The organism is Marinobacter sp. (assembly GCF_041690615.1).
GTDB lineage: Bacteria > Pseudomonadota > Gammaproteobacteria > Pseudomonadales > Oleiphilaceae > Marinobacter.
Genome location: NZ_JAWLGY010000002.1, coordinates 48,027 through 70,997, shown reverse-complemented (window position 1 = coordinate 70,997; position 22,971 = coordinate 48,027). Strand labels below are relative to the sequence as shown.

The following is a 22,971-nucleotide window of genomic DNA, read 5'->3' as shown; positions in this document are numbered from 1 at the left end:
ATGTGAGGGTAAGGAGGCGGAGGCTGGCCGTTCCGGTCACAGCGCACGTACCGGGCTCTCGCCTACCGATGTTGCAGCAGCTGGTCATCAACCTCACGGAAATTCCGGGCAACGGGGCGTTTATCGGTTTCAGGAAGATCACCTTCCCGCACCAGCCAGCAGGTTCTCAGGCCGGCCGCCTCGGCAGCCGCCAGCTCGGCGTCCACATCAGAGAGGAACAGAACGGTCTGCGGTTCCACACCCAGTTCTTCCAGGATGTTGTGATAGGAAGCGGCCTCCTTCTTGCCGCCAACGTGGGTATCAAAATAGCCGCTGAAAAAGGGCGTCAGGTCCCCTTCGCTTGAAAAGCCGAAGATCAGCTTCTGGGCTTTTACCGAGCCGGAGGAATACACATACAGACGTAGCCCCCGGTCATGCCAGTAGCGCAGGTATTCGGCAGCGTCCGGATAGACGTGGCCATCAAAGGCGCCGTGCTGATAGCCCTGTTCCCAGAGCATGCCCTGCAGGGTCTTGAGGGCGGTTTCCTTGCGATCCTCGTCGATCCATTGTTCCAGCACCCTGATCAGGCCGTCGATATCGTGGCGGTCACAGCCGGATAGTTCGGCCACGCTATCAAGCTGCTCTGCCACCGTCAGATCTTCGTGTTGCCATTCACGGACAAACTCCGCCATATGCTCACGGGCGTAGGGAAACAGCACCTCATGGACAAACGAGATGGAGCTGGTGGTGCCCTCGATGTCGGTCAGGATCACGCGAATCATCAGGCGGCTCCGGCAAGTTGCTCGTAGCGGGGCAGACGGCTGGCAATGTCTTCACCGGTAAACTGCGCCACCCAACCCTCAGGATTGGTGAACAGGCGGATGCAGGTGAATTCCGGCTCTGGTCCCATATCGAACCAGTGGCGGGTGCCGTTGGGCACACTGATCAGGTCACATTGCCGGCACATTACGACATAAACCCGGTTATCAAGGTGAAGATAGAACAGGCCCTGGCCGTGGACAAAGAAACGTACCTCGTCCTCACTGTGCACGTGTTCGTCCAGGAATTTCCGGCGGAAAGCCTCCCTGTCCGGGTTATCTGGCGTCAGGCTGACCACATCGGCGGTGGCAAAACCGCTCTCCGCTTTGAGATGCGCCACTTCATCGCCATAGGCCTCCAGAATCTCCCCACTGGTGGCGTCCGCCGGCAAGGCCCGGGTAGGCCAGCGCTCATAGCGAATGCCCTGTTCTTTCAGCAACTTCGCAATCTCGGCGGGATTTTCCACCACCTGCTCCGGCGTCTCAGGCTTGTCCTGGTGAAAGATACTCAGGGTAGTCATGGGCGGACCCTCATGGTTTCAAGTTCACAGTCGAAAAGGAATTCAAAGGCTTCCACATGGCGCAGGCAGTCGTTCATGTCCCGCCCCCAGGTATACAGGCCGTGACCGCGGATCAGATAGCCCGGCGCCTGCGGATTCTCCGCCAGCCATTGACGGGTGTCACTAGCCAGGGCGGTAATGTCCTGCGTGTTGGCAAACACGGGTACGGAGACCTGCCCTTCGTGGGTGGTGACGCCGGCAAAGGCCTTCTGCAGCTCGTAGCCTTCCAGGATCAGCGCCTCGCCTTCCGGAATCAGCCGGCTCAGCACCGTTGCCTTCACCGAATGGGTGTGCAGCACCGCGCCAATATCGGGCCGATCCTGATAGATAACGGTGTGCAACCGGGTTTCTGCCGACGGACGGCAGTCGCTTTGCACCGGTTGCCCTTTCAGGTCCACGACCATGACATCCGCTTCTGTCAGCCGGCCCTTGTGGCGCCCGGAGACGGTAATGGCCACATGCCTGTCGTCGATACGCCGGGAATAATTGCTGCTGGTCGCCGGGGACCAGCCGTTGCCATAAAGGAACTCACCAGCGGCGCAGATTTCCCGGGCAGCCTGGCCGTAACGGGCAATATCAAAGGTACTCACTGGATCACCGGATTGCCTTCGCGGTCTTTCCAGATGGTTCGCCCCCCGGTGTCCAGCTTGCCATTGGAATCCCACACTTCCCGGTTACTGGTGGCTTCTTCAGCCTTACCATTATCATCCCAGACTTCGCGATCTTTGGTGGCTTCATCCACCTTGCCCTGATCGTTCCAGATGGCACGGCCTTCACAGCCCGCCAGGGTCAGGGTGGCAAGTACAGCAACAAACAGCCTTTTCATGGTCAAACCTCGTGTCATTCAAATCTGGGCCGCAACGATGTCGTTATCGTGAGCCGTGAATTTCCCGGTTGCGCTGCTTTTGCTGGTCGCCCTTGCGAACCATGACATACACCGCGCCGGTGCCACCGTGGTGCTTCTGGGCAGAGTGAAACGCCAGCACTTCATCCAGTTCCGGCAGCCAGCGGGCCAGGTAACTCTTCAGCTGGGCAATACCGTCCGGGTTTCGTTCGCCCTTGCCGTGAAGAATGATCACCGAGCGCAGGCCATACCGTACACAATCCTTCACAAAACCAAATACTTCCCGGCGAGCTTCTTCAACCGTCATACGGTGCAGGTCCAGCCGCGCCTCGATGGGGTACTGACCCAGCCTGAGCTTGCGGAAGACCCCATGCTGGACGCCCGGGCGCTGCCAGCAGAGAATGTCATGGGCGGTCAACGGATCCACGTCCGATGCGGTCAGCGGATTGGCATCCCGGACCGGGGCGTCCACGGCAGCCCGCTGACGCTCCAGGTGCCCGGGCGTCAGTTCCCGGGGGGTTGCCACCTCAGCCCGGTTGGGCCGACGGATCCGCTGGACATCTTTCATCTGCTCCAGAAATAACAGGCGCTCGTCTTTGGAAGTCATGGTACGTTTCGGGCTGAGCAGGGTTGAACCGGCACTTTACCACTGGCTATCACCAGCATAAAGCAGCACGCACCGGAGCCGGGGCTATTGATGTTTATACGACCAAAAGCCGAACCCGGAGCGGTGCCACGATGGGTTACACTCACCTTTAGGACAACAACAAGAGAGCCAGGTTCATGACCCAGGAACAGGAAGCCGCCCTGCCCCAGAACACCCGCTCCATCATGGCGTTTCTCCGGGAACACGCGCCATTCTCCAGCATGGATGACGCCCATCTGGCGCTGTTTGCCGAACACGCCACCCTGAGATTCTACGCCGATGGTGACAAGGTGATTGCACCGGAGGATGGCCCGGTAACTACCTTCAACGTGGTCAAGCAGGGGCGCATCCGGGGGGAGCGTAACAACCCGAAAACCGGCGAGCCGGAAACCACCTTCGAAATCAGCCAGGGCGAATGCTTCCCGCTGGCTGCCCTGGTGGGGGAACGACCGACGCAAACCCTGCACCGGGCCGCCGGTGATACCTTCTGCCTGAGCCTGGACCACAAGGATTTCGTCACGCTGTTCTCGGCAAGCGACTCCTTCCGGGACTTCTGTCTGCGGGGTGTCAGCAGCCTGCTGGACCAGGTCAACCAGCGCATACAGTCCGGCGCCATGGCCTCACTGGGCTCGTCCAATTCCCTGGACACACCGCTGGAACGCTACGCCCTTCGCAACCCCATTGTCTGCTCTCCTGACGTGCCGGTGCGCAAAGCCGTGGCGAAAATGCACGACAACAGCGTTGGCAGCATTATCATCACCGATGACCAGCGGCACCCCAAAGGTATTTTTACCCTTCGCGACCTGCGCACCCTGGTGGCGGAAGAAACCTGTTCCCTGGAAACACCCATTGCCCAGGTGATGACGGCCGACCCCCACCACCTGCCAGCCACGGCGGACGCCTTCGAGGCCGCCATGCTCATGGCCGAGCATCACTTTGCCCATATCTGCGTGGTGGATGAGGACAACCGGCTAATCGGCGTGGTGTCAGAGCGGGACCTGTTTGCCCTGCAGCGGGTCGACCTGGTGCACCTGGCACGGGCCATCGGCACCGCGCCCCAGCTCCAGTCACTGGTTGCATTGCGGGACGATGTGTCCCGGCTGGTGGACGCCATGCTGGCCCATGGTGCGGACTCCGGGCAGGTGGTAAAGATCATTACCACCCTGAACGACGTCACCGTACGCCGGGTACTGGAACTGAACCTGAAAAAGAACGATCCCGGGATACCCTTCACCTGGCTCACCTTTGGCAGCGAGGGGCGGCAGGAACAGACCCTGCTGACCGATCAGGACAACGGCATTCTGTTCACCACCCCGCAAGGCATGACCCCGGACCGGGTGCGGGAAAAGCTGCTTCCATTTGCGGAGACCATCAACAAGGAGTTGGCAGAGTGCGGTTTCACCTGGTGCAAGGGCAACATCATGGCCAGCAATCCGAAACTGTGCCTCAGTGGTGAAGAGTGGGACGAGTGGTTCCTCAGGTTCATCGACGCATCCACCCCCCAGAACCTGGTCTATTCGTCCATTTTCCTGGATATGCGGGCTGTGTTCGGGCCGATGGAACCTCTGCAGGAACTGCTGGCCAAGGTACTGGCCCGCATCCGCAAGAATGCCCTGTTCCAGAAAATGCTGGCCGGTAATGCCCTGCAACGGCGACCACCGCTGAACATCTTCCGCGGCTTCCGCTACGCTCCGGACGGCGACCGCCACAGCCTGGACCTGAAGCGCCAGGGGCTGGCGCCATTCGTGGAGTCTGTGCGGGTATTCGCCCTGGCGAACGGCGTAGCCACCGCCAATACCCTGGAAAGAATAGAGGAACTGGTCCGCAAGGGCGTGTTTGATGCCAAGGACGCCAATGCCTGGCAGGAAGCCTACAGTCTGATCCAGGCCATCCGCATGCGGTCCCACCAGGAGCAGTTACAACAGGGGCAAGAGCTGTCCAACTACATCAATCCGGACAATCTCAATCCGCTGGATCGACGTATTCTCAGAGAGTCTTTCCGCCAGGCCCAGCGCCTCCAGCAGAAGCTGGAAGTCACCTATCAGCTCTAGGGGAACCACTGCCATGCTGGATCAGTTCAAATCCTGGATCAATGACAAGCTCACCGGTCCCGCGGAGCATCATGACCTGGCCCACCTGCCCGCCCCAAGGGCGCCCGGCAATCAACACCTGGATAACCTGCGCTTCATCGTGCTGGACCTGGAGACCACCGGACTGAATCCTGCCAAGGACAAGGTGATTGCCATTGGTGCTGTGGCCATCGATCGCATGGCCATTCCCCTGAGCGACCAGTTTGACCTGATCCTGCGCCGGCCAGAGCTGGATATCCGCGAGACGGTACTGATCCACGGCATCGGCCCGGAAGCCCTCACCCGGGGCCACGAAACCCGTGACGCGCTGTTACGGCTGCTGGAATGGATGAACGGCGACCCGGTGATGGCCTTCCACTCCGCGTTTGATCGCAAGTTCCTGGAGAAGGCCCTACGCCAGCAACTGAACTATACCCAGACACACACCTGGCTGGATGTGGCCGAGCTGATGCCGGCGTTCTTCCCCCAGGCCCTGGATGGCAACAAGCGCCTGGATAACTGGGCAGACCACTTCGGCCTGGAGATCTCCGCCCGGCATCATGCCGCCGCCGACGCCCTTGCCACCGCCGAGCTCTCCCTGATCGCATTCAGGGAAGCCCGCAAGCAGGGTGTTGTCACCCTCGAGGACCTCCACCAGCGCCTCAAATATCACCAGCGCCTGAAGACCATGCGTCAGATGTGACCGGTTTCTCACCCTTCGAAAAACCTTTTTCAGCCCCGCCCCGAAGCCCTGCCAACTCTCCGAGAAACAACATTTTACATCGTTGCAAAGCTCACTTAGACCTTTTGCCAATATGCATTAACACCGCGAAAGGTAAAGTCGGAGATGGTAACCAGCAGGAGAAAAACCCGTGAATAACAATTTTCCATGGTTGCTTATCAAGGACAGCGCTGGTCAATGCCCGCCGTGCAACGGCAGGACAGTGACCTGGCTGGCTTTGGCTTTTCTCCAAATTACAAGCGTCTAAATCCTACAAAAACAAAACAGGAGACCTGTTATGTCTGACGCAAGCAGCAATGCTGTTCTGTACTGGAAGGCGAACCTGCGTCTGATACTGGGCTGCCTCATCGTGTGGGCACTCGTATCCTACGGCTTCGCAATCCTGCTACGCCCCATGCTTGCCGGTATACCGGTGGGCGGTACCGACCTCGGGTTCTGGTTTGCCCAGCAGGGCTCCATCCTGACCTTTATCGCTCTGATCTTCTTCTACGCCTGGCGTATGAACAAGCTCGACGAGCAATTCGGCCTGGCCGAGGAGGAATAACCCGATGAGTCAGTTTGCAATCAACCTTATCTTCGTCGGGGGCTCGTTCCTCCTCTATATTCTGATCGCGCTGTGGGCCAAGGCCGGCAGCACCAGCGATTTCTACGTGGCGGGGGGCGGCGTTCACCCGATCACCAACGGCGCCGCTATTGGCGCGGACTGGATGTCAGCGGCATCCTTTATCTCCATGGCGGGCCTGATTGCCGCCGGCGGTTACGCCAACTCCACCTTCCTCATGGGGTGGACCGGCGGTTACGTGTTGCTGGCCATGCTGCTGGCACCCTACCTGCGGAAGTTCGGCAAGTTCACGGTACCCGAGTTCATCGGCGACCGGTTCTATAGCCGTAATGCCCGCCTGGTGGCGGTACTGTGTCTGATCGTTGCCTCGGTGACCTACGTAATCGGCCAGATGGCCGGTGCCGGGGTAGCCTTCTCGCGCTTCCTGGAAGTGGACGCCACCACGGGCCTGATGATTGCCGCGGTAGTGGTCTTCATCTACGCCGTACTCGGCGGCATGAAGGGTATCACCTACACCCAGGTGGCTCAGTACTGCGTACTGATCATCGCCTACACCATTCCGGCGATCTTCATTGCCATCGAGCTGACCGGTAACCCGATTCCGCCGCTGGCCATGTTCTCCACCCATACCGAATCCGGTATGCCGGTGCTGGATACCCTGAACCAGATCGTGACCGACCTGGGCTTCCGTGAATACACTGCTGACGTCAGCAACAAGCTGAACATGGTGCTGTTCACCCTGTCCCTGATGATCGGTACCGCGGGCCTGCCCCACGTTATCATCCGTTTCTTCACTGTACCCAAGGTGGCTGACGCCCGCTGGTCCGCCGGCTGGGCACTGGTATTCATCGCCCTGCTGTACCTGACTGCTCCGGCTGTTGCCTCCATGGCGCGCCTGAACCTGATGACCACCATCTATCCGGCTGGCACCCAGGAAGAGCCGATCGAGTACAGTGAGCGTCCCGCGTGGATGCAGACCTGGGAAGAGACCGGCCTGATCACCTACGAGGACAAGAACAACGACGGTCGTATCCAGGTGTACAACGATGCCAATGAAGAGTTCGCCGGCACCGTAGCTGCAGACCGTGGCTGGGAAGGTAACGAGCTCAACGTCAACAACGACATCCTGGTACTGGCCAACCCGGAAATCGCCAACCTGCCCGGCTGGGTCATCGGTCTCATCGCTGCTGGCGGTCTGGCAGCTGCTCTGTCGACTGCAGCGGGTCTGCTGCTGGCAATATCCTCGGCAGTGAGTCACGACCTCATCAAGGGCGCCATCAATCCGAATATCTCGGAGAAAGGTGAACTGATGGCGGCGCGGATCTCCATGGCGGTAGCCATTGTGGTGGCCACATACCTCGGGGCGAATCCGCCCGGGTTTGCGGCGCAGGTAGTGGCACTGGCCTTCGGTATCGCCGCTGCCTCCCTGTTCCCGGCCCTGATGATGGGTATCTTCTCCAAGCGGGTGAACAACGTGGGCGCCATCAGCGGTATGCTCTGCGGCCTGGTCTTCACCCTGGTGTACATCTTCGTGTACAAGGGCTGGTTCTTTATTTCTGGAACCAACAACCTGCCGGACACCGCTGACGCCTGGGTACTGGGTATCTCCCCGCTGTCCATCGGTGCCGTCGGCGCCCTGGTGAACTTCATCGTGGCCTTCGTGGTATCCAACGCCACCGAAGAGCCGCCGGTAGAAATCCAGGAACTCGTGGAAAGCGTTCGTTATCCGCGGGGTGCTGGCAAGGCAGTGGATCACTAAGACATAATACGCCCCGCATTCAGATGCGAATCTGAACGGGTTGATCCAGGACGGGCCTCCTTTTCAGGAGGCCCGTTTTTTTACCGAGCCTCTGAAAAAGTCCGGATACCCTCCGGCATTGCGGACTTTTTCAGGCGCTCCCAGAGGAAGTACTATGTTCTGGAACTTTGTTGCCACGATTATCTGCGGCCTCGGTGCTGCCGGTATTGCCATGGGCATCCGAGCCCTCACCCGCAAGCGTGCACCCCGGTGGATTATTCCGGTATTCGCCGGCATCGGCATGATGGCCTTTCAGATCTACATGGAATACAGCTGGTATGGCCAGATGACAGAGCGTCTGCCGGAGAGCTCCGTGGTGGTCAGTACCGAGGCCGCTGCCGAGTTCTGGCGCCCCTGGAGCTTCTTTGTCCCCCAGATCAACCGCGTCACCGTGCTCGACCGGGACAGCCTGAGAAACGCCCCTTCGGGTGCGGACACCTTTCAGTTCAGGCTCTACCACTTCCGCCAGACCTACGGCGGGCGGGTCTCCCACGGTGGCTGGTTGCTGAACTGCCCGAGCCGCGAGTTGGTCGCCCTGACCGACGACGGCCAGCCGGACACCGCCCAGGTAAGACGACTAACGACGGACGACCGGCTGTACCAGGAAGTGTGCGACTGACCGAAACCATCAGGGGGTAACCGGAGATGATCAGTGTCTGGCTACTGGTAGTCATTTCCATCGCCTACATCTCCCTGCTTTTTGCCATTGCCTGGGCTGGCGACCGGCACCCGGGCCTTTATCGACACAAGCTCGCCCGCCCCCATATCTACGCCCTGTCACTGGCGGTCTATTTTACCTCCTGGACCTTCTACGGTGCTGTCGGGCGGGCCACCCAGGAAGGCTTCGGTTTTCTGCCGATCTACCTTGGCCCACTGTTGGTGTTCCTGTTCGGTACCCCGCTGTTGCGGCGAATCATCTACATCAGCAAACGCAGCAACAGTACCTCCATTGCCGACTTCATTGCCTCCCGCTACGGCAAGTCCCAGTCCCTGGCGGCACTGATTGCAGTGTTCGCACTGATCGGCAGCGTGCCCTACATCGCGCTGCAGCTGAAAGCCATCTCCCTGGGCTTCAGTGTGCTGTCGGAAAGCGGATCCGGCGCCTCCCACCAGGCCGCCTGGAGCGATTCTGCCTGGTACATTACCCTGGTTCTGGCCGCATTCACCGTCCTGTTCGGCACCCGCCACCTGGAGTCCACCGAACACCACCGGGGTATGATCCAGGCGGTGGCCTTTGAGTCCATGATCAAGCTGATCGCTTTTGTCGCAGTCGGGCTGTTCGTGGGCTATGGCATGTACAGTGGTTTTGGCGACCTTCTGGGCCGGGTCCGGGAAGCGGACCTGGTGGGCCAGCTGACCTGGGACGGGGTCGAGGCACCGGCCTTTATCACCCAGACCATCGTATCCATGCTGGCCATTCTGTGCCTGCCCCGCCAGTTCCATGTCATGGTGGTGGAAAACGCCGAATACCGGGACTTCAATACCGCCCGCTGGGCCATGCCCGCCTACCTGATTATTGCCAGTGCGTTCGTACTGCCCATCGCTGCGGCCGGCCTGCTCAACGCAGGCGGGGAAGGCGTGAACCCGGACATGCTCACTCTCACCCTTCCCATCATGGAAGAGCAGACCTGGCTGGCCATACTGGCATTTCTTGGTGGTGGTTCTGCTGCCGCTGCCATGGTAATCGTCTGCTCAGTGGCCATTGCCACCATGGTCAGCAACGAAATAGTGATGCCAGGCCTTCTCAAGTTCTTCCGCCCCCGAATGAACCGGCGGGCGGATCTCAGCCGCCTGCTGCTGAGCATCCGTCGGGTCACCATCTTCCTGGTGCTGCTCACTGCTTACGGGTTCTACCGGCTGGCCGGGGCAGACTACAGTCTGACGGCATTCGGGCTACTGTCTTTTGCGGCCGCTGCTCAGTTCGGGCCCTCCCTTATCGGCGGGATCATCTGGCGCCGGGCTAACTACAACGGTGCCATCTGGGGCCTGGCCCTGGGCTTTGCCATGTGGTGCTATACGCTGCTGATCCCCGCCCTCGCCTCCACCGGCTGGCTCAGTGATACCCTGATCGACCACGGCCTGTGGGGCCTGGGCTGGACCCGTCCCACTGCCCTGCTGGGCCTGGAGCTGGACATGATCAGCCACGGCATCATCTGGTCCCTGGGCATCAACACCCTCGTCTATGTGGTGCTGTCGCTCTCCACCCGCCAGCGGGTACGGGAAAAGATCCAGATTGCCTCCTTCTTCCATGAACCTCACCCCCGGGCGGAAACCTCCCAGCAGCAGGCCTGGCAGGGAGAGGTACTCACCGCCGACCTGCAGGCGCTGGCGGAGCGCTTTATGGGTGAAGAGCGGGCGGAAGCCCTCTTCACCAACTACGAGCGCCGCAATGCAATGCGGCTCTCGCCACAACGCCCCGCCAGCAGTCACCTGATGCGTTATATCGAGCGCCAGCTGGCGTCCGTCATTGGCGCGTCCACTGCCAGGGTGGTGCTGGAATCGACCCTGACCGGCCGCGACATGCAGATCGAGGATGTGGTCAGCATTGTTGACGAAGCCTCCCAGGCCATGACCTTCAGCAGGGAATTGCTGCAATCGGCCATCGAGAACATCAGTCTCGGCGTCTCCGTGGTGAACCACCAGCAACAGCTGGTAGTCTGGAACCGACGCTATCTGGAGCTTTTTTCATACCCCAAGGGTTATGTCCGGGCCGGACGTCCCATGCAGGACCTGATGCGGTACAACCTTACCAGCGCCAACCTGCCTGCCCGACGCATCGACGAGATCATCAGCGACCGCTGTGAGGCCATGAAACAGGGCCGCCCCATGTCCTACGAGAGACACCGCCCGGATGGCACCGTACTGAAAGTCGAGGGCAGCCCGATTCCCGGCGGCGGCTATGTCACCACCTTCCAGGACATTACCGCCATGCGGCGCACGGAACAGGCGCTGAAGGAAACCAATATCTACCTGGAGCAACGAGTCAAGGAGCGCACCCAGGAACTGCAGGTCATCAACGAGCAGATGCTCAAAGCCAAGTCGGTTGCCGAACAGGCCAACCAGAGCAAGACCCGCTTCCTGGCATCCGCCAGCCACGACCTGCTACAACCGCTGAATGCCGCACGTCTGTTTGCCTCGGCCCTGCAGAACAAGGTCATTACCGACGAGACCCGGGAACTGGCCAGTCACCTGGACAGCTCGCTGGGCGCGGCGGAAGAAATCATCAGCACGCTGCTGGATATCTCGAAGCTGGATGCGGGTGCACTGGAACCGGATATTACCAGCTTCCCCGTCAACGACATGCTGCGACACCTGGCGACCGAGTTCAGCGCCATTGCCGCCGACCAGGAACTGTCCCTGAAGGTGGTACCGAGCTCCACCTGGGTGACGTCAGACGCCAAGCTGTTGCGCCGGGTGGTTCAGAACTTCCTGTCCAACGCCATTCGTTACACCGGCAGCGGCGGGCGCATCCTGCTGGGCTGCCGGCGCCTGAAGGGTTATCTCAGGATCGAAGTCTGGGACACCGGCCCCGGTATTCCCGAGGACCAGCTGAAATACATCTTCGAGGAGTTCCGTCGCCTGCGCCAGGGTCGGGACAAGAAAGGCCTGGGTCTCGGGCTGGCCATCGTGGATCGTATCAGCGGTATGCTGGGTCACCCGGTCAACGTGCATTCCCGTGTCGGCAAGGGCAGTACCTTCACCATTACCGTACCACTGGCAAAGGCAGAGGTACGGGAGGCCCCGCCCGCCACGACTCGCAACGGCAGTCGCGGTCTGTCCACGCTGAGGGGTCTGAACGTGTTGTGTATCGACAATGACGCCCAGATTCTGGAAGGTATGGAGGCCCTGCTGAGCAACTGGCATTGCCGCACCACCACAGCGCTCAGCCTGGATGAGGCCCGCACCGCCCTCGACGGCGAACAACCGGATATTATCCTCGCGGACTATCAGTTGGATGACGACCGCAATGGCCTGGACGCCATGGATGCCCTGCGGGAAGATTTTGGCCATGCCATACCCGGTGTGCTCATTACCGGCTATCTTGGAGAAGAAGTCCGCGAGGATGCCTCCCGGCGTGGCTACCATGTACTCTATAAGCCGGTAAAACCCGCAGCCTTGCGGGCCCTGGTCAATAAACTCATCAAGAAGCGCGCATGATTAATACCTCCGGCGAACACAGCTTTTCCACGAGTTTCCGGAAACTCCGCTTTCTGGTCGTGGACGATTTCGAGAATTTCCGCAACTCCATGCGGCAGATGCTGCGGTCCCTCGGTGCCGAGAAGATCGAGCTGGTGCACAACGGTACTGCGGCGATACAGCGCTGCGCCTACGATCACTTCGACGTATTGTTGTGCAACTACAACCTGGGTGAAGGCAAAAGTGGCCAGCACGTACTGGAAGAGTTACGGCACCGCAAGCTGTTGCACCACTCTTCCCTGTTCCTGATGGTAACGGCCGAGACGTCCCGGGAAATGGTCATGGGAGCACGGGAGTATCACCCGGATGCTTACCTCACCAAGCCGATCAATCGCGCCATGCTGGAAAAACGGCTTGGAGCGCTGGCTGAACGGCGCGAAGCCCTGCTGCCCATTACCCGCGCCATGGACCTGGAAGACCTGCCGGAAGCCATTCAGCAATGCGTGGCTCTGCTGCCCCACCATCGCCGCCACCGGTCCTGGATCTACAAGACCCTGGCGGAGCTCTACATCCAGGTGGGGGACTACGGCCAGGCCCGCAAGATCTATGATGACATCCTCAGCCAACGCTCCCTCTCCTGGGCACGGCTGGGCAAGGCCCGGGTGCTGGTGGCCGAGGACAACCTTGACGAGGCCATTACGGCGCTGCAGTTACTGATCGAAGACCACCCGGACTTCCTGGAGGCCTACGACCTGCTGGCAGTAAGTCTCAAACGCAACGCCAAACCCGGCCAGGCACAAAAGGTTCTGCAGCGGGCGGCGGAACTGTCCCCGAATGCCCTGTTACGCCAGCGGGACCTGGCGAAGCTCGCCGCCCAGAACCACGACATCGACACCGCCACCGACGCCTGGCGCCGCACGGTGAACCTCGGCACCTGGTCAGTCCATGACAGCCCCGAGCATCACCTGGCCCTGGGGCGGTCCCTCACCGATCTCAGTGAGGGTGACCCCACCGGAGAGGGCAAGGAGTACGCCGACGAGGCAGTGCGTGTACTCAAGCACCTGGAGCGGAAATTTCCGGAGGCCCCGGATATCGGCCCCCGTACCATGCTGGTACGGGCACGCATCGTGGCAGCCCGGGGCAACCGTACCAAGGCGGTAAAATTCATGGAAGAAGCCCGGGCGGCCCTGCCGGAAGACAAGCTTTCCGCCGACGCCGGGCTCGACCTGGCCAAGACCCTTTACCGGGTTGGTCAGAACCGGGAAGCGGAGCAGTTGCTTGCGTCCCTTGCCCAGAAATTTGAAGGCGAGGCGGAAACCATTGAACAGATCGAAAACCTGATGGATGAGCCGGTGGGACTGCAACAGCGCCTGCAGGCCCGCACCCTGAACCGGGAAGGCATCCAGGCCTATGAGAAAGGCGGTCTGGCCGAAGCCGCAAGGTTCTTCGAACAGGCGTTGGAGATCGTACCCAACCACGCGGCGCTCAACCTCAACCTGGTCCAGATCCGCATGAAGCAACTGGAGGACAATGACGGTTCAGTGGTGCGCCAGCATGCCCTGTCCCAGTGCCTGCGCTGCCTTCAAGCCCTCGAGAACCTGCCGCCACAACACCGCCAGTACCGCCGCTACCTGGCCATGAAAAGAAAAATGGAGCACCTGAATGACTGAACAGCCGCCAGCCCGCGACGACCACCGGCAGATCGACACACCGGATTTCTCCATGGTGATCGCCTCCGCCGTCCATGACATGAAGAACTCCCTCGGTATGCTGCTCAGCACACTGGACGACCTGCGGGAGGAACAGAAAGGCGTGCTGGGTGGCAACCCCCGATTCAACACCCTGCAGTATGAGGCCGAACGGGTCCACAGCGACCTGGTGCAGTTACTGGGCATCTACCGCCTGGGGGAGCACAAGCTCTCGGCGCACAGCGACGAACACTATGTGGCGGAGTTCCTGCAGGAGCAGCTGGCCCGGCACGAACAGCTGCTGCGGGGCTACGGCGTCGGCTATGATATTGAAGCGGACGAGGAGGTTGTCGGCTTTTTCGATGCGGAACTCATTTCCGGCGTTATCGCCAGCACCCTGAATAACGCCATCCGTTACACCCGCAGCCGCCTGCAACTGGGGGCCCGTGAGGAAAACGGCTGGCTGGTTCTGAGCATCGAGGACGACGGCAACGGCTATCCGGCACACATGCAGGAGGCCGGCGACGCCCTGTTACGGGCGCCCGACTTCAGTACTGGTTCAACCAGCCTGGGGCTCTATTTTGCGGCCGCCATCGCCCGGCTTCACCAGAACAACGGCAAGCACGGCAGCATACGACTGCATAACGGAGGCAGCCTGGGTGGCGGCGTGTTCGAGATCTGGCTGCCCTGATACGCCGGTGCGAAGGCACTCCGGGGCAGATTCGTCAACCTGTGCCACAATTTGGCAACGGCTGACTTGAATTGCCCCCGGCCCGGGACTAACGTGTTGCGAGCCCTCAAGGATCGGTCAGGGAGCCATACGACCGCAGCAGAACGAGGGCCTCCGTAAAGACAGGGAGAACACCATGCCCCGTGGCAACGCACTCATCGTTGACGATTCCTCCACCGCGAGGATCATCCTCGCCCGGCTGCTCGAAAAAGCCGACCTGACCAGCAGGGGCGTCGGCTCTGCCGAGGAAGCCCTCACCCTGGTGCAACATGAGCATTTTGACCTGATCTTCCTGGATCACCTGCTGCCGGGCATGAACGGATTCGAAGCGCTGGAAAAGCTCAAGAGCCAGCCTGAGAGCCGGGATATTCCGGTGTTCATGTACACCTCCCAGAACGCTGATCGCTACCTCCAGGACGCCAGGGCCCGGGGTGCTGCGGGGGTTATCGGCAAGCAGGTGGAGCGGGAACAGCTGATCCAGATGATCGATACCATCCTGGCAGGTAGTGACACTGATCCGGAGTTTGCCACACCCGAGCCAAGCCCGTACCAGAGCGTCGCCGACCTTTCCTCCCAGCGGAAGCTGACCGGTCGCCTCTCCACCCTGGAAATCGCCTACGAGGAAGCCAACGAGGACATTCGCGCCATGAAGCAACACATGGCACGGGTTGATGCCAGGTTCCAGGAAGAACTCGAGACCCGGGTGGGCAAGGTACGCCGGCTATGGGTGCTCACCACCGTGGTATTTGTACTGGTGGCCCTGTTCCTCGGGCTGCAGATCAACAGCCTGTCAGAAACCGTGGATGGCCTGAATGTCCAGCTAGGGCTGATCACCCAGATGATTGGCGGACTGATGGAGCTGGTGGGTGGCGGCGGGGGTTAACCCCACCCGGCCAGAGCCGACGAATCAGACGTTGAGCACGTCCAGCCGGCCATAGTCCGGTTCAGCTTCCGCAGTCTGAACCTGAACCCCGCCATCCACGCGGGAGCGCCCCTGGACAAAGTCATAGAGCCGGGTATCCGCCAGGTGAGACGGCTCCACATTGCACATGGCGCGGAACATGGTCTCGATCCGGCCCGGGTGCTGCCTGTCCCACTGCTGAAGCATGTCCTTGACTACCTGCCGTTGCAGGTTCTCCTGAGAACCACATAGATTGCAGGGAATGATCGGGTATTCCCGCAGCGCCGCATAACGGGCGATGTCTTTCTCCCGACTGTAGGCCAGGGGGCGGATCACGGTATTGCGCCCGTCATCACTGAACAGCTTGGGGGGCATGGACTTCATCCTGCCACCGTAGAACATGTTCAGAAACAGGGTTTCGAGCAGATCATCCCGGTGGTGGCCCAGGGCGATCTTGGTAATACCATGCTCTTCGGCGAAGTTGTACAGGATGCCCCGGCGCAGACGTGAACAAAGGCCACAGGTGGTCTTGCCCTCCGGCACCTTCTCCCTGACGATGCTGTAGGTATCCTTTTCGATGATGTGGTATTCAATGTCCAGACCGGAGAGGTAGTCCGGCAGCACATGCTCCGGAAATCCCGGCTGCTTCTGGTCCAGGTTGACAGCAATCAGCTCGAAGGGCACCGGCGCGCTTTTCTGGAGGTTCATCAGGATATCCAGCATGGTGTAGGAATCCTTGCCTCCGGAAAGACACACCATGACCCGGTCGCCGGATTCGATCATCCGGAAGTCCTGAATCGCCTGGCCGGCTTCCCGTCGCAGACGCTTCTGAAGCTTGTTGGTATCCAGCTTGCGCTTGCGCTCCGCCTCGCTGGCGGGTGTACCGGCTACCGCTTCCGGTGTCATTACGTCTGACATAATCAACCTGTGGCCATGATGAAATGAGGTAAATCAGCGAGCGATTATACCGGAGCCAAAGCACCCAAGTCAGGCCCTGTCACTGCGTACAACCGAACATGCCGATACTTCAGCATTCCCGGAGGGGCGGTAAACACCGGGGCAATACTTGGGATAACGCCCCGGCTGACATAACATGGTTCCATGAGTGAAGAATCCTTCCCCCGCCAAAAGCCCGCCCCGGGCACGCTACCCCGGTCTGATGAACCTGCCCGCCAGGCCCTGGAGCACCATGTTCAGCTGCTGTCAGCGGCGGTGGAGGCCTGCCTGCGGGAAGCCGGCGGCCTGTCGGAACTGGAGTTGATCCGCCAGTTGCAGGCCCGGCCATGGCAACTGATCGGACCTGTGGACTACGCCGACCCGGCGGCCCTGTACCCGGTGCACTTTCTACTGTTCCACGTGCTCTATCGCCTGCGGGACGAGGTCGCGTCGTCCGGCGAAACCCTCACCATCTCGCCCCTCGCCATTACGCTGGAACGGGACGGGGTAGTCGCCGGATCCGGGCTGCCGGACCGCACTGACCCGCTGCGGGACTTCTACCTTGACCTGGACCAGTACCGGATGGCCGAGGCCGACATTCATCGCATGGTGGATGACTTCTGGGCCGGGCGAACCCGCCACCGCCCCGGCAGCGATTCCGCGGAAGCGGCCGCCGGCATCCTGGGCTTCGAAAGCCTGCCCCCGGACTTTGCCACGGTCAAGCACCGCTTCCGCCGGGCCGTGATGCAGGCCCACCCGGACCGCGGAGGCGATACCGGCCAGGTGCAACAACTGAACGATGCCTTCACCACCTTGCGGCACTACTTCCGCCACGGAGAATTCCCATGCTGAACCGAGCCCTTGCGGCGGGCCTGCTGGTGCTGGCGCCACTGCCGGCCTGGTCTGACCTGGTCGTCCTGCAGTACCACCACATCAGTGACCAGACGCCCGCCAGCACCAGCACCAGCCCCGAACTGTTCGAAGCCCACCTTGAGCGCATCCGGACGCTGGGTCTGGAAGTCGAGCCACTGGAGTCCGCCACCCGGGCGGCCCTCGGTGGTGAACTGAACGACCAGGAGCAGGTGGCCATTACCTTTGATGATGCCTACGCGTCAGTCTGGACTACGGCAGCCCCCCTGCTCGAAGAATACGGTTACCCCTACACTATCTTCGTCAACACAGACGCGGTGGGCACCCGGGGCTATATGACCTGGGATCAACTGAAGCAGGCAAGGCAGCGGGACGGGGTCACGGTGGCCAACCACAGCCATGACCACGGACACCTGGCAAGGCGGCCGGACGAGTCGCAGCAAGCCTGGCGGCAGCGGGCCCGCGCCAGTCTCGATCAGGCACAGTCCATCCTGGAGGAACGTCTGGGAAAAACCGCCCCCATGTTCGCCTACCCCTACGGGGAATATGACTCAGCCCTGGAAGCAATGATGGACAAACGGGGCTGGCTGGCCTTTGGCCAGCAGTCCGGGGCCATCGGCGAAATGTCTGATGCAAGTCGCCTGCCCCGGTTTCCCATGGCCACCGCCTTCGGCCAGCTCGATGGCCTGGATGACAAGCTTCGCAGCCGTGCCCTGCCGGTGGATGCCGCAGCCTTGCCCGACGGCATCGTGGATGACAATCCACCGACCCTGACCATGACCCTGCCAGACAACCTCCGGTCGGAAGCCCTCAACTGTTTTGCTTCCGGCCAGGGTCGAATGACGCTGGAACCAGACCGGCAGCAGGTCACTGTCCGCGCGCCGGAGCCTTTCAGCAGCCGTCGGTTTCGTTATAACTGCACCTATCCGGCTGGTGAAGGGCGTTTCTACTGGTTCTCGCAACAGTGGGTCGACCTGTCCAGGCCGGAAGACTGAGCAACGGCAAGCCGGACAGAAGGGCCGGCTTGCCCTGCCCGGCGTCAGATGGCAAAGGCTACGCCCATCAGCAGGTAACCCACCAGTGTCACCAGCAGCACACCAATCAGGTTAAGCACGAAACCGGCGCGGATCATATCGCTGATGGCCAGATGACCACTGCCGAAGACAATCGCATTGGGCGGTGTGGCTACCGGCATCATGAAGGCACAGCTGGCGGCTATGGCCGCAGGCACAGTCAACAGCACCGGCGAGATACCCTGCCCGACTGCGAGCGCTCCCAGCAAGGGCAGGAACGCCGCCGCCGTGGCGGTATTACTGGTAACTTCGGTAAGGAAGATAATCACTGCGACCACCAGCCCGACCATCAGCAGCATGGGTAACACATCAAGCGCCGAGAGGCTCTCCGCAATGGCGTCGGCCAGGCCAGAACTGCTGATCACACCGGCCAGCGCGAGGCCGCCCCCAAACAGCAATAACACCCCCCAGGGCAGATCCCGGGCACTGTCCCAGTCCATCAGGGCATCGCCATCCCGCTGGCCGGAGCGGATCAGGAACAGCAATATGGCAGCAAAGATGGCGATCACCGTGTCACTCAGCCACGGCAGAGCATCGGAAAACAACGGGCGGAATATCCATGCCGCTGCGGTCAGACCAAACAGGAGGGCCACGCGCTTTTCGGCACTGCCCATGTCGCCCAGGTCCCGCAACTCGTCGCGGATCGCCTCTCCGGCTCCGCCGGACCCACCGATACCGAAGTCCCGGCGGGTCAGCCACCACCAGATAACCAGCAACATCAGCAGCGCCACCGGTACACCGATCACCATCCACTGCGCAAAACCCAGCGGAATATTCTGGTCTTCCGACAGGTAGGCGGCCAGCAAGGCATTCGGCGGCGTACCGATCAGAGTGGCTATGCCGCCGACACTGGCCGAATAGGCAATGGCCAGCAGCAGGGCGACACCAAAGCGCTCGCGGCTGTCTTCATCCGGCGCGTGCACCATGCTGAGGACCGACAGGCCAATAGGCAGCATCATAATGGCCGTTGCGGTATTGGAGACCCACATACTGAGAAAGGCCGTCGCTACCATGAAGCCGCCGATCTGTCGCTTCGGGCTGGTGCCTACCAGCAACAGGATATGCAGGGCAATCCGTCGGTGCAGGTTCCAGCGCTGCATCGCCAGCCCCAGGGTAAAGCCCCCCAGGAACAGGAAGATAATGGGGTTGGCGTAGGGCGTGGTGGCATCCTTGACGGAGCCCAGCCCCATCGCCGGGATCAGCACAATAGGTACCAGTGATGTGGCCGGTATGGGAATAGCCTCCGTAGCCCACCAGGCTGCCATCAGCATCATCAGCCCCAGTGCTGCCCAGGCGGGCCCGCCCAGATCACCCGGCGGTGGTACAACCAGGGTTACCGCCAGCAGGGCGAGGCCGGTAAACAACCCGATAACCCGGCTCTTCGGCATTTTCCCGGAAGTATCATTGGCCGTCTGAGTCATGGTGTTGGATCCTTATCTCTGGCAGCCAGTCAATGGTCACGCCGCTGGCTGCACGGGGCCGGCAGCCCATAGGCAGAAAGCCGCCGGCCTGTGGTGAGTGGTCGGTATGGATTACAACAGGAAAGGGCTATTCGGCGGCTTCCGCACACCGGACACAAAGCGATGTCCAGGGCAGGATTTTCAGACGCTCCGGAGTGATATCGTTGCCGCAACGCTCACAGGTCTCACCCTCGCCCCCCTCGATGCGGTCCAGGGCATGGATCACCTGTCGCAGCTCATCCCGTACTTCCTGCTCGAGGGAGTCCACCACCTCGTCGTTCTGTCGTTGCACCGCCTGTTCCGAGAAGTCGGCTTCCAGCTTGCCATCCTCCCGGTGCTGGTGAGCCTCGTAACGTTCGAGCCGGCTGGTCAGCTCCTGCTTCAGGCGCTGAAGTTCTTCTTTACGGCTATGGGCCATGGTGCTGCCACCTCCTGAGTGAGTCCGTATCGGGACCGTAGAACGGAAACTGAAAAACGGTCAGGATATCGGAAAGAATGGCTGAGCAATTGATGTCAGTCAAAACCGGCTCGTCGCCGACACCACACAATGCTCGGGATCAGGATAATCATAATCGGGAGCTGTATGGCCAACCACCTTCCCATCGAGAGCATCATGCGCTCTGGCGTTCCCGTGCACTGCCCGCCGGACACGCCGCTGAGTCGCGCCGCCCGTCTGATGGCCGACCATCGTTGCAGCTCCATCGTGGTTATGGATAACGACGAGCCACTGGGTATCTGGACCGAACACGATGCCCTGCTGGTAAACTTTTCCGATCCGGACTCCCTTCACCGCCCGATCGCCGATGTCATGAGTGCTCCGGTGGCTACGCTCACCACCGGAACCAGTATCGCCGAGGCGGCCATGCGCTTCCGTCAGGAACACCGCCGGCATTTCCTGGTGATGGACAGCCAGCAACGCATCGCGGGCATCCTGAGCCAGAGCGACATCGCCATGAATCAGGGCCTCGAGCCCTACCTGAGATTGCGGGAAGTCCATTCTGCCCTGGGACAAAGCCCACTTGTGCTCAATGGCGACCTGCGGCTTTCCGTTGCCGCACGGCAGATGCACCAGACCCACCATGATGCGGCGCTGATCCTCTGCGACGACAGGGGCCCCGGCGTGCTGACCGAAAGGGACGTGCTGCGGTTGATCAGCAATTACCCCGGAGACACCCCGGTTTCTGAACTGGCCAGCCGTCCCCTGCTGACCATCGGCATGAACGAGCCCCTGATCCGGGCCCGCGACCTGCTTCTGGAAAAGCGGATTCGTCACCTGGGTGTCACCAACAGCGATGGTGAACCGATCGGCCTGCTGGGCTTCGCGGACCTGATTGCCGGGGCCGAGCATATGTACCTGGAGGACCTGAGGGCAACGCTGGAACAGCGGGATGCCGCCCTGGCCCAGTCCCGTCAGCACCTGCAGCTGGCGGAACGGGTGATAGAGTCCTCTCTGGAGGGGATTCTCATCACCGCCCCCGATCTGACCATCCAGTTTGTCAACCCGGCCTTTACCCAACTCACCGGATACCAGCCAGAGGAAGTCATCGGCCGGTCACCGGCGATTCTCTCTTCAGGGCGTCATGACGCGGCCTTCTACCGGAAGATGTGGGAAACCCTGAGCAGCACCGGTCGCTGGCGCGGTGAGATCTGGAACCGGCGCAAGGGTGGCGAGCTTTACCTGGAACTGCTCACCATTACGGCGATCCGCGACGACGACGGCCAGGTGACCCACTACGCCGGCCTGTTCACCGACATCACCCAGCACCGCCTCAATGAAGAGCGCATCCGCCAGCTGGCCTACTACGATGCCCTCACCGGGCTACCTAATCGCCGACTGCTGGAGGACCGGCTCCAGCATGCCATCCGCCACGCCCACCGCAAGCAACAAATGCTGGCAGTGATGTTCGTGGACCTTGATCATTTCAAGGCCGTCAACGATAGTCATGGACACGCCGCCGGCGATCAACTGCTGACTGAAATTGCCACGAGGCTGCAAAGCTGCCTGCGGGAAGATGACACCCTGGCCCGCCTCGGCGGCGATGAGTTCATCGTACTGCTGCCGGAACTGGACAGCTCAGAACACGCCACCCGGGTAGCCCAGCGCCTGATCGAGGCCAATGCACGCCCCTATCGCTGTGGCGATGCGCTGCTCCGGGTTGGCTCCAGCATTGGTATCAGCCTGTATCCCCTCGACGGTGAAACGGCCGGAACCCTTATGGATGCAGCAGACGAAGCAATGTACCAGGCCAAGGCGGCGGGTCGTAACCAGTTCCGTCTGACCGGCCTGGAAACTGATGACAACCAGGCGCAAGCTGTGCCCGAACCCCTGCCCGGCGCCTGAATCTGGAGGAAGGAATCATGGCAAGACTCAAAGACAAGGTAGCCATCATAACCGGTGGCAGCGGCGGCATCGGCAAGGTCACCGCCCGCCGCTTCCTGGAGGAAGGCGCCCGGGTGGTGCTGGTGGACCTGCGGGAAGAGGATCTCAAGGCGGCTGCCGAAGAACTGGCGGACGCTGGCAAGGTAGTCACGGTAGCCGCCGATGTATCGCAGGAGGAAGATGTAGCCGCCTACGTCAGGAAGACCATGGATGAATTCGGTCGTATCGATGTCTTCTTCAACAACGCCGGCATAGAGGGCAAGGTGGCCCCCATCACCGACCAGAAAATTCAGGATTTTGACAAGGTGATTGCGGTCAACGTCCGCGGCGTGTTCCTGGGCCTGCACCATGTGCTCAGGGTCATGCAGCAACAGGGCTCCGGCTCGGTTATCAATATGTCCTCGGTGGCCGGCCTCATGGGCAGCCCCGGTGTTGCCCCCTATGTGGCGTCCAAGCATGCCGTGGTTGGTATTACCAAGTCGGCGGCACTGGAGATGGGCCCCCACGGGGTGCGGGTCAACTCCGTGCATCCCTCTCCGGTCAATACACGGATGATGCGGTCCCTGGAGGAAGGCTTCCAGCCCGGCCATGCGGAGGAGGCCAAGGCCGCATTGACCGCCAGCATTCCGCTGGGTCGCTACGGCGAATCCATCGATATCGCCAATGTGGTGGTGTTCCTGGCATCTGACGAATCCGGTTTCGTGACCGGGGCCCAGTATCGTATTGACGGTGGCATGGGCGCCCACGGCTGATTCGCCGGTGACTGTTCCCGTTGCCC

21 protein-coding genes are annotated in these 22,971 nt (G+C 61.0%); 13 read left to right on the top strand and 8 right to left on the bottom strand.

What is annotated here, in order from left to right; all coding sequences use genetic code 11:
- Nucleotides 1-62: 62 nt before the first annotated feature.
- From mtnC to smrA, 5 genes are read right to left on the bottom strand one after another with little or no spacing between them, the layout of a single operon-like run.
- Nucleotides 63-761 (bottom strand): acireductone synthase, encoded by a 699-nt coding sequence (gene mtnC, locus ACESMZ_RS01970; protein ID WP_372972124.1) that lies wholly within the window; start codon nucleotides 759-761, stop codon nucleotides 63-65.
- Nucleotides 761-1,318, bottom strand: coding sequence for a 1,2-dihydroxy-3-keto-5-methylthiopentene dioxygenase (locus tag ACESMZ_RS01965; protein WP_372956417.1), 558 nt, complete (start codon nucleotides 1,316-1,318; stop codon nucleotides 761-763). Before ACESMZ_RS01965 ends, mtnC begins: the two co-directional genes overlap by 1 nt.
- Entirely contained in the window at nucleotides 1,315-1,947 is a 633-nt protein-coding gene (locus tag ACESMZ_RS01960; protein WP_372972123.1) for a methylthioribulose 1-phosphate dehydratase, read from the bottom strand. The genes ACESMZ_RS01965 and ACESMZ_RS01960 overlap by 4 nt, the downstream gene beginning before the upstream one ends.
- Nucleotides 1,944-2,183 carry a hypothetical protein gene (locus tag ACESMZ_RS01955; protein ID WP_372972122.1) on the bottom strand — a complete coding sequence of 80 codons (240 nt, stop codon included), beginning with the start codon at nucleotides 2,181-2,183 and terminating at the stop codon, nucleotides 1,944-1,946. The genes ACESMZ_RS01960 and ACESMZ_RS01955 overlap by 4 nt, the downstream gene beginning before the upstream one ends.
- A gap of 43 nt (nucleotides 2,184-2,226) precedes the next feature.
- A complete protein-coding gene (gene smrA, locus ACESMZ_RS01950) occupies nucleotides 2,227-2,808 on the bottom strand; it encodes a DNA endonuclease SmrA (RefSeq protein ID WP_372972121.1) in 582 nt (193 codons plus the stop codon).
- A gap of 176 nt (nucleotides 2,809-2,984) precedes the next feature.
- On the opposite strand from smrA, the gene ACESMZ_RS01945 reads away from it, so the two are divergent.
- From ACESMZ_RS01945 to ACESMZ_RS01905, 9 genes are all read left to right on the top strand, one after another.
- Nucleotides 2,985-4,898, top strand: coding sequence for a putative nucleotidyltransferase substrate binding domain-containing protein (locus ACESMZ_RS01945; protein WP_372972120.1), 1,914 nt, complete (start codon nucleotides 2,985-2,987; stop codon nucleotides 4,896-4,898).
- 13 nt (nucleotides 4,899-4,911) lie between these two features.
- Nucleotides 4,912-5,619, top strand: coding sequence for a PolC-type DNA polymerase III (locus ACESMZ_RS01940; protein WP_372972119.1), 708 nt, complete (start codon nucleotides 4,912-4,914; stop codon nucleotides 5,617-5,619).
- A gap of 316 nt (nucleotides 5,620-5,935) precedes the next feature.
- A complete protein-coding gene (locus ACESMZ_RS01935; protein WP_372956411.1) occupies nucleotides 5,936-6,202 on the top strand; it encodes a DUF4212 domain-containing protein in 267 nt (88 codons plus the stop codon).
- Nucleotides 6,203-6,206: 4 nt separating this feature from the next.
- Complete coding sequence (locus ACESMZ_RS01930; protein WP_372972118.1) at nucleotides 6,207-7,979, top strand: sodium:solute symporter family protein; 1,773 nt, start codon at nucleotides 6,207-6,209, stop codon at nucleotides 7,977-7,979.
- A 154-nt stretch (nucleotides 7,980-8,133) separates the two neighbouring features.
- Nucleotides 8,134-8,637 (top strand): hypothetical protein, encoded by a 504-nt coding sequence (locus ACESMZ_RS01925; RefSeq protein WP_372972117.1) that lies wholly within the window; start codon nucleotides 8,134-8,136, stop codon nucleotides 8,635-8,637.
- A 26-nt stretch (nucleotides 8,638-8,663) separates the two neighbouring features.
- Nucleotides 8,664-12,176: a NahK/ErcS family hybrid sensor histidine kinase/response regulator gene (locus ACESMZ_RS01920; protein ID WP_372972116.1), complete on the top strand. Its 3,513-nt coding sequence runs from the start codon at nucleotides 8,664-8,666 to the stop codon at nucleotides 12,174-12,176.
- Nucleotides 12,173-13,825: a response regulator gene (locus tag ACESMZ_RS01915; protein WP_372956407.1), complete on the top strand. Its 1,653-nt coding sequence runs from the start codon at nucleotides 12,173-12,175 to the stop codon at nucleotides 13,823-13,825. Before ACESMZ_RS01920 ends, ACESMZ_RS01915 begins: the two co-directional genes overlap by 4 nt.
- The gene (locus ACESMZ_RS01910; protein WP_372956406.1) at nucleotides 13,818-14,534 is read left to right on the top strand and encodes a sensor histidine kinase; all 717 of its coding nucleotides are present in this window, start codon (nucleotides 13,818-13,820) and stop codon (nucleotides 14,532-14,534) included. The genes ACESMZ_RS01915 and ACESMZ_RS01910 overlap by 8 nt, the downstream gene beginning before the upstream one ends.
- A 175-nt stretch (nucleotides 14,535-14,709) precedes the next feature.
- Nucleotides 14,710-15,456, top strand: coding sequence for a response regulator (locus ACESMZ_RS01905; protein WP_372956405.1), 747 nt, complete (start codon nucleotides 14,710-14,712; stop codon nucleotides 15,454-15,456).
- Nucleotides 15,457-15,480: 24 nt separating this feature from the next.
- Here the strand turns inward: ACESMZ_RS01905 and ttcA are convergent, their stop codons facing one another.
- Nucleotides 15,481-16,380 carry a tRNA 2-thiocytidine(32) synthetase TtcA gene (ttcA, locus tag ACESMZ_RS01900; RefSeq protein ID WP_372956475.1) on the bottom strand — a complete coding sequence of 300 codons (900 nt, stop codon included), beginning with the start codon at nucleotides 16,378-16,380 and terminating at the stop codon, nucleotides 15,481-15,483.
- A 195-nt stretch (nucleotides 16,381-16,575) separates the two neighbouring features.
- Here ttcA and ACESMZ_RS01895 point away from each other — a divergent pair, with 195 nt between their 5' ends.
- Both ACESMZ_RS01895 and ACESMZ_RS01890 read left to right on the top strand, forming a co-directional pair.
- The gene (locus tag ACESMZ_RS01895; protein WP_372956404.1) at nucleotides 16,576-17,262 is read left to right on the top strand and encodes a DNA-J related domain-containing protein; all 687 of its coding nucleotides are present in this window, start codon (nucleotides 16,576-16,578) and stop codon (nucleotides 17,260-17,262) included.
- Nucleotides 17,256-18,275 (top strand): polysaccharide deacetylase family protein, encoded by a 1,020-nt coding sequence (locus ACESMZ_RS01890; RefSeq protein WP_372972115.1) that lies wholly within the window; start codon nucleotides 17,256-17,258, stop codon nucleotides 18,273-18,275. The genes ACESMZ_RS01895 and ACESMZ_RS01890 overlap by 7 nt, the downstream gene beginning before the upstream one ends.
- Nucleotides 18,276-18,319: 44 nt before the next feature.
- Here the strand turns inward: ACESMZ_RS01890 and ACESMZ_RS01885 are convergent, their stop codons facing one another.
- Entirely contained in the window at nucleotides 18,320-19,774 is a 1,455-nt protein-coding gene (locus ACESMZ_RS01885; protein WP_372956402.1) for an SLC13 family permease, read from the bottom strand.
- 127 nt (nucleotides 19,775-19,901) lie between these two features.
- Nucleotides 19,902-20,231 (bottom strand): TraR/DksA family transcriptional regulator, encoded by a 330-nt coding sequence (locus ACESMZ_RS01880; protein WP_372956401.1) that lies wholly within the window; start codon nucleotides 20,229-20,231, stop codon nucleotides 19,902-19,904.
- Between the two features lie 165 nt (nucleotides 20,232-20,396).
- Between ACESMZ_RS01880 and ACESMZ_RS01875 the strand changes: the two genes are divergently transcribed.
- Entirely contained in the window at nucleotides 20,397-22,154 is a 1,758-nt protein-coding gene (locus ACESMZ_RS01875) for a diguanylate cyclase domain-containing protein (RefSeq protein ID WP_372956400.1), read from the top strand.
- 17 nt (nucleotides 22,155-22,171) lie between these two features.
- Nucleotides 22,172-22,945 (top strand): SDR family NAD(P)-dependent oxidoreductase, encoded by a 774-nt coding sequence (locus ACESMZ_RS01870; RefSeq protein WP_372956399.1) that lies wholly within the window; start codon nucleotides 22,172-22,174, stop codon nucleotides 22,943-22,945.
- Nucleotides 22,946-22,971 lie beyond the last annotated feature (26 nt).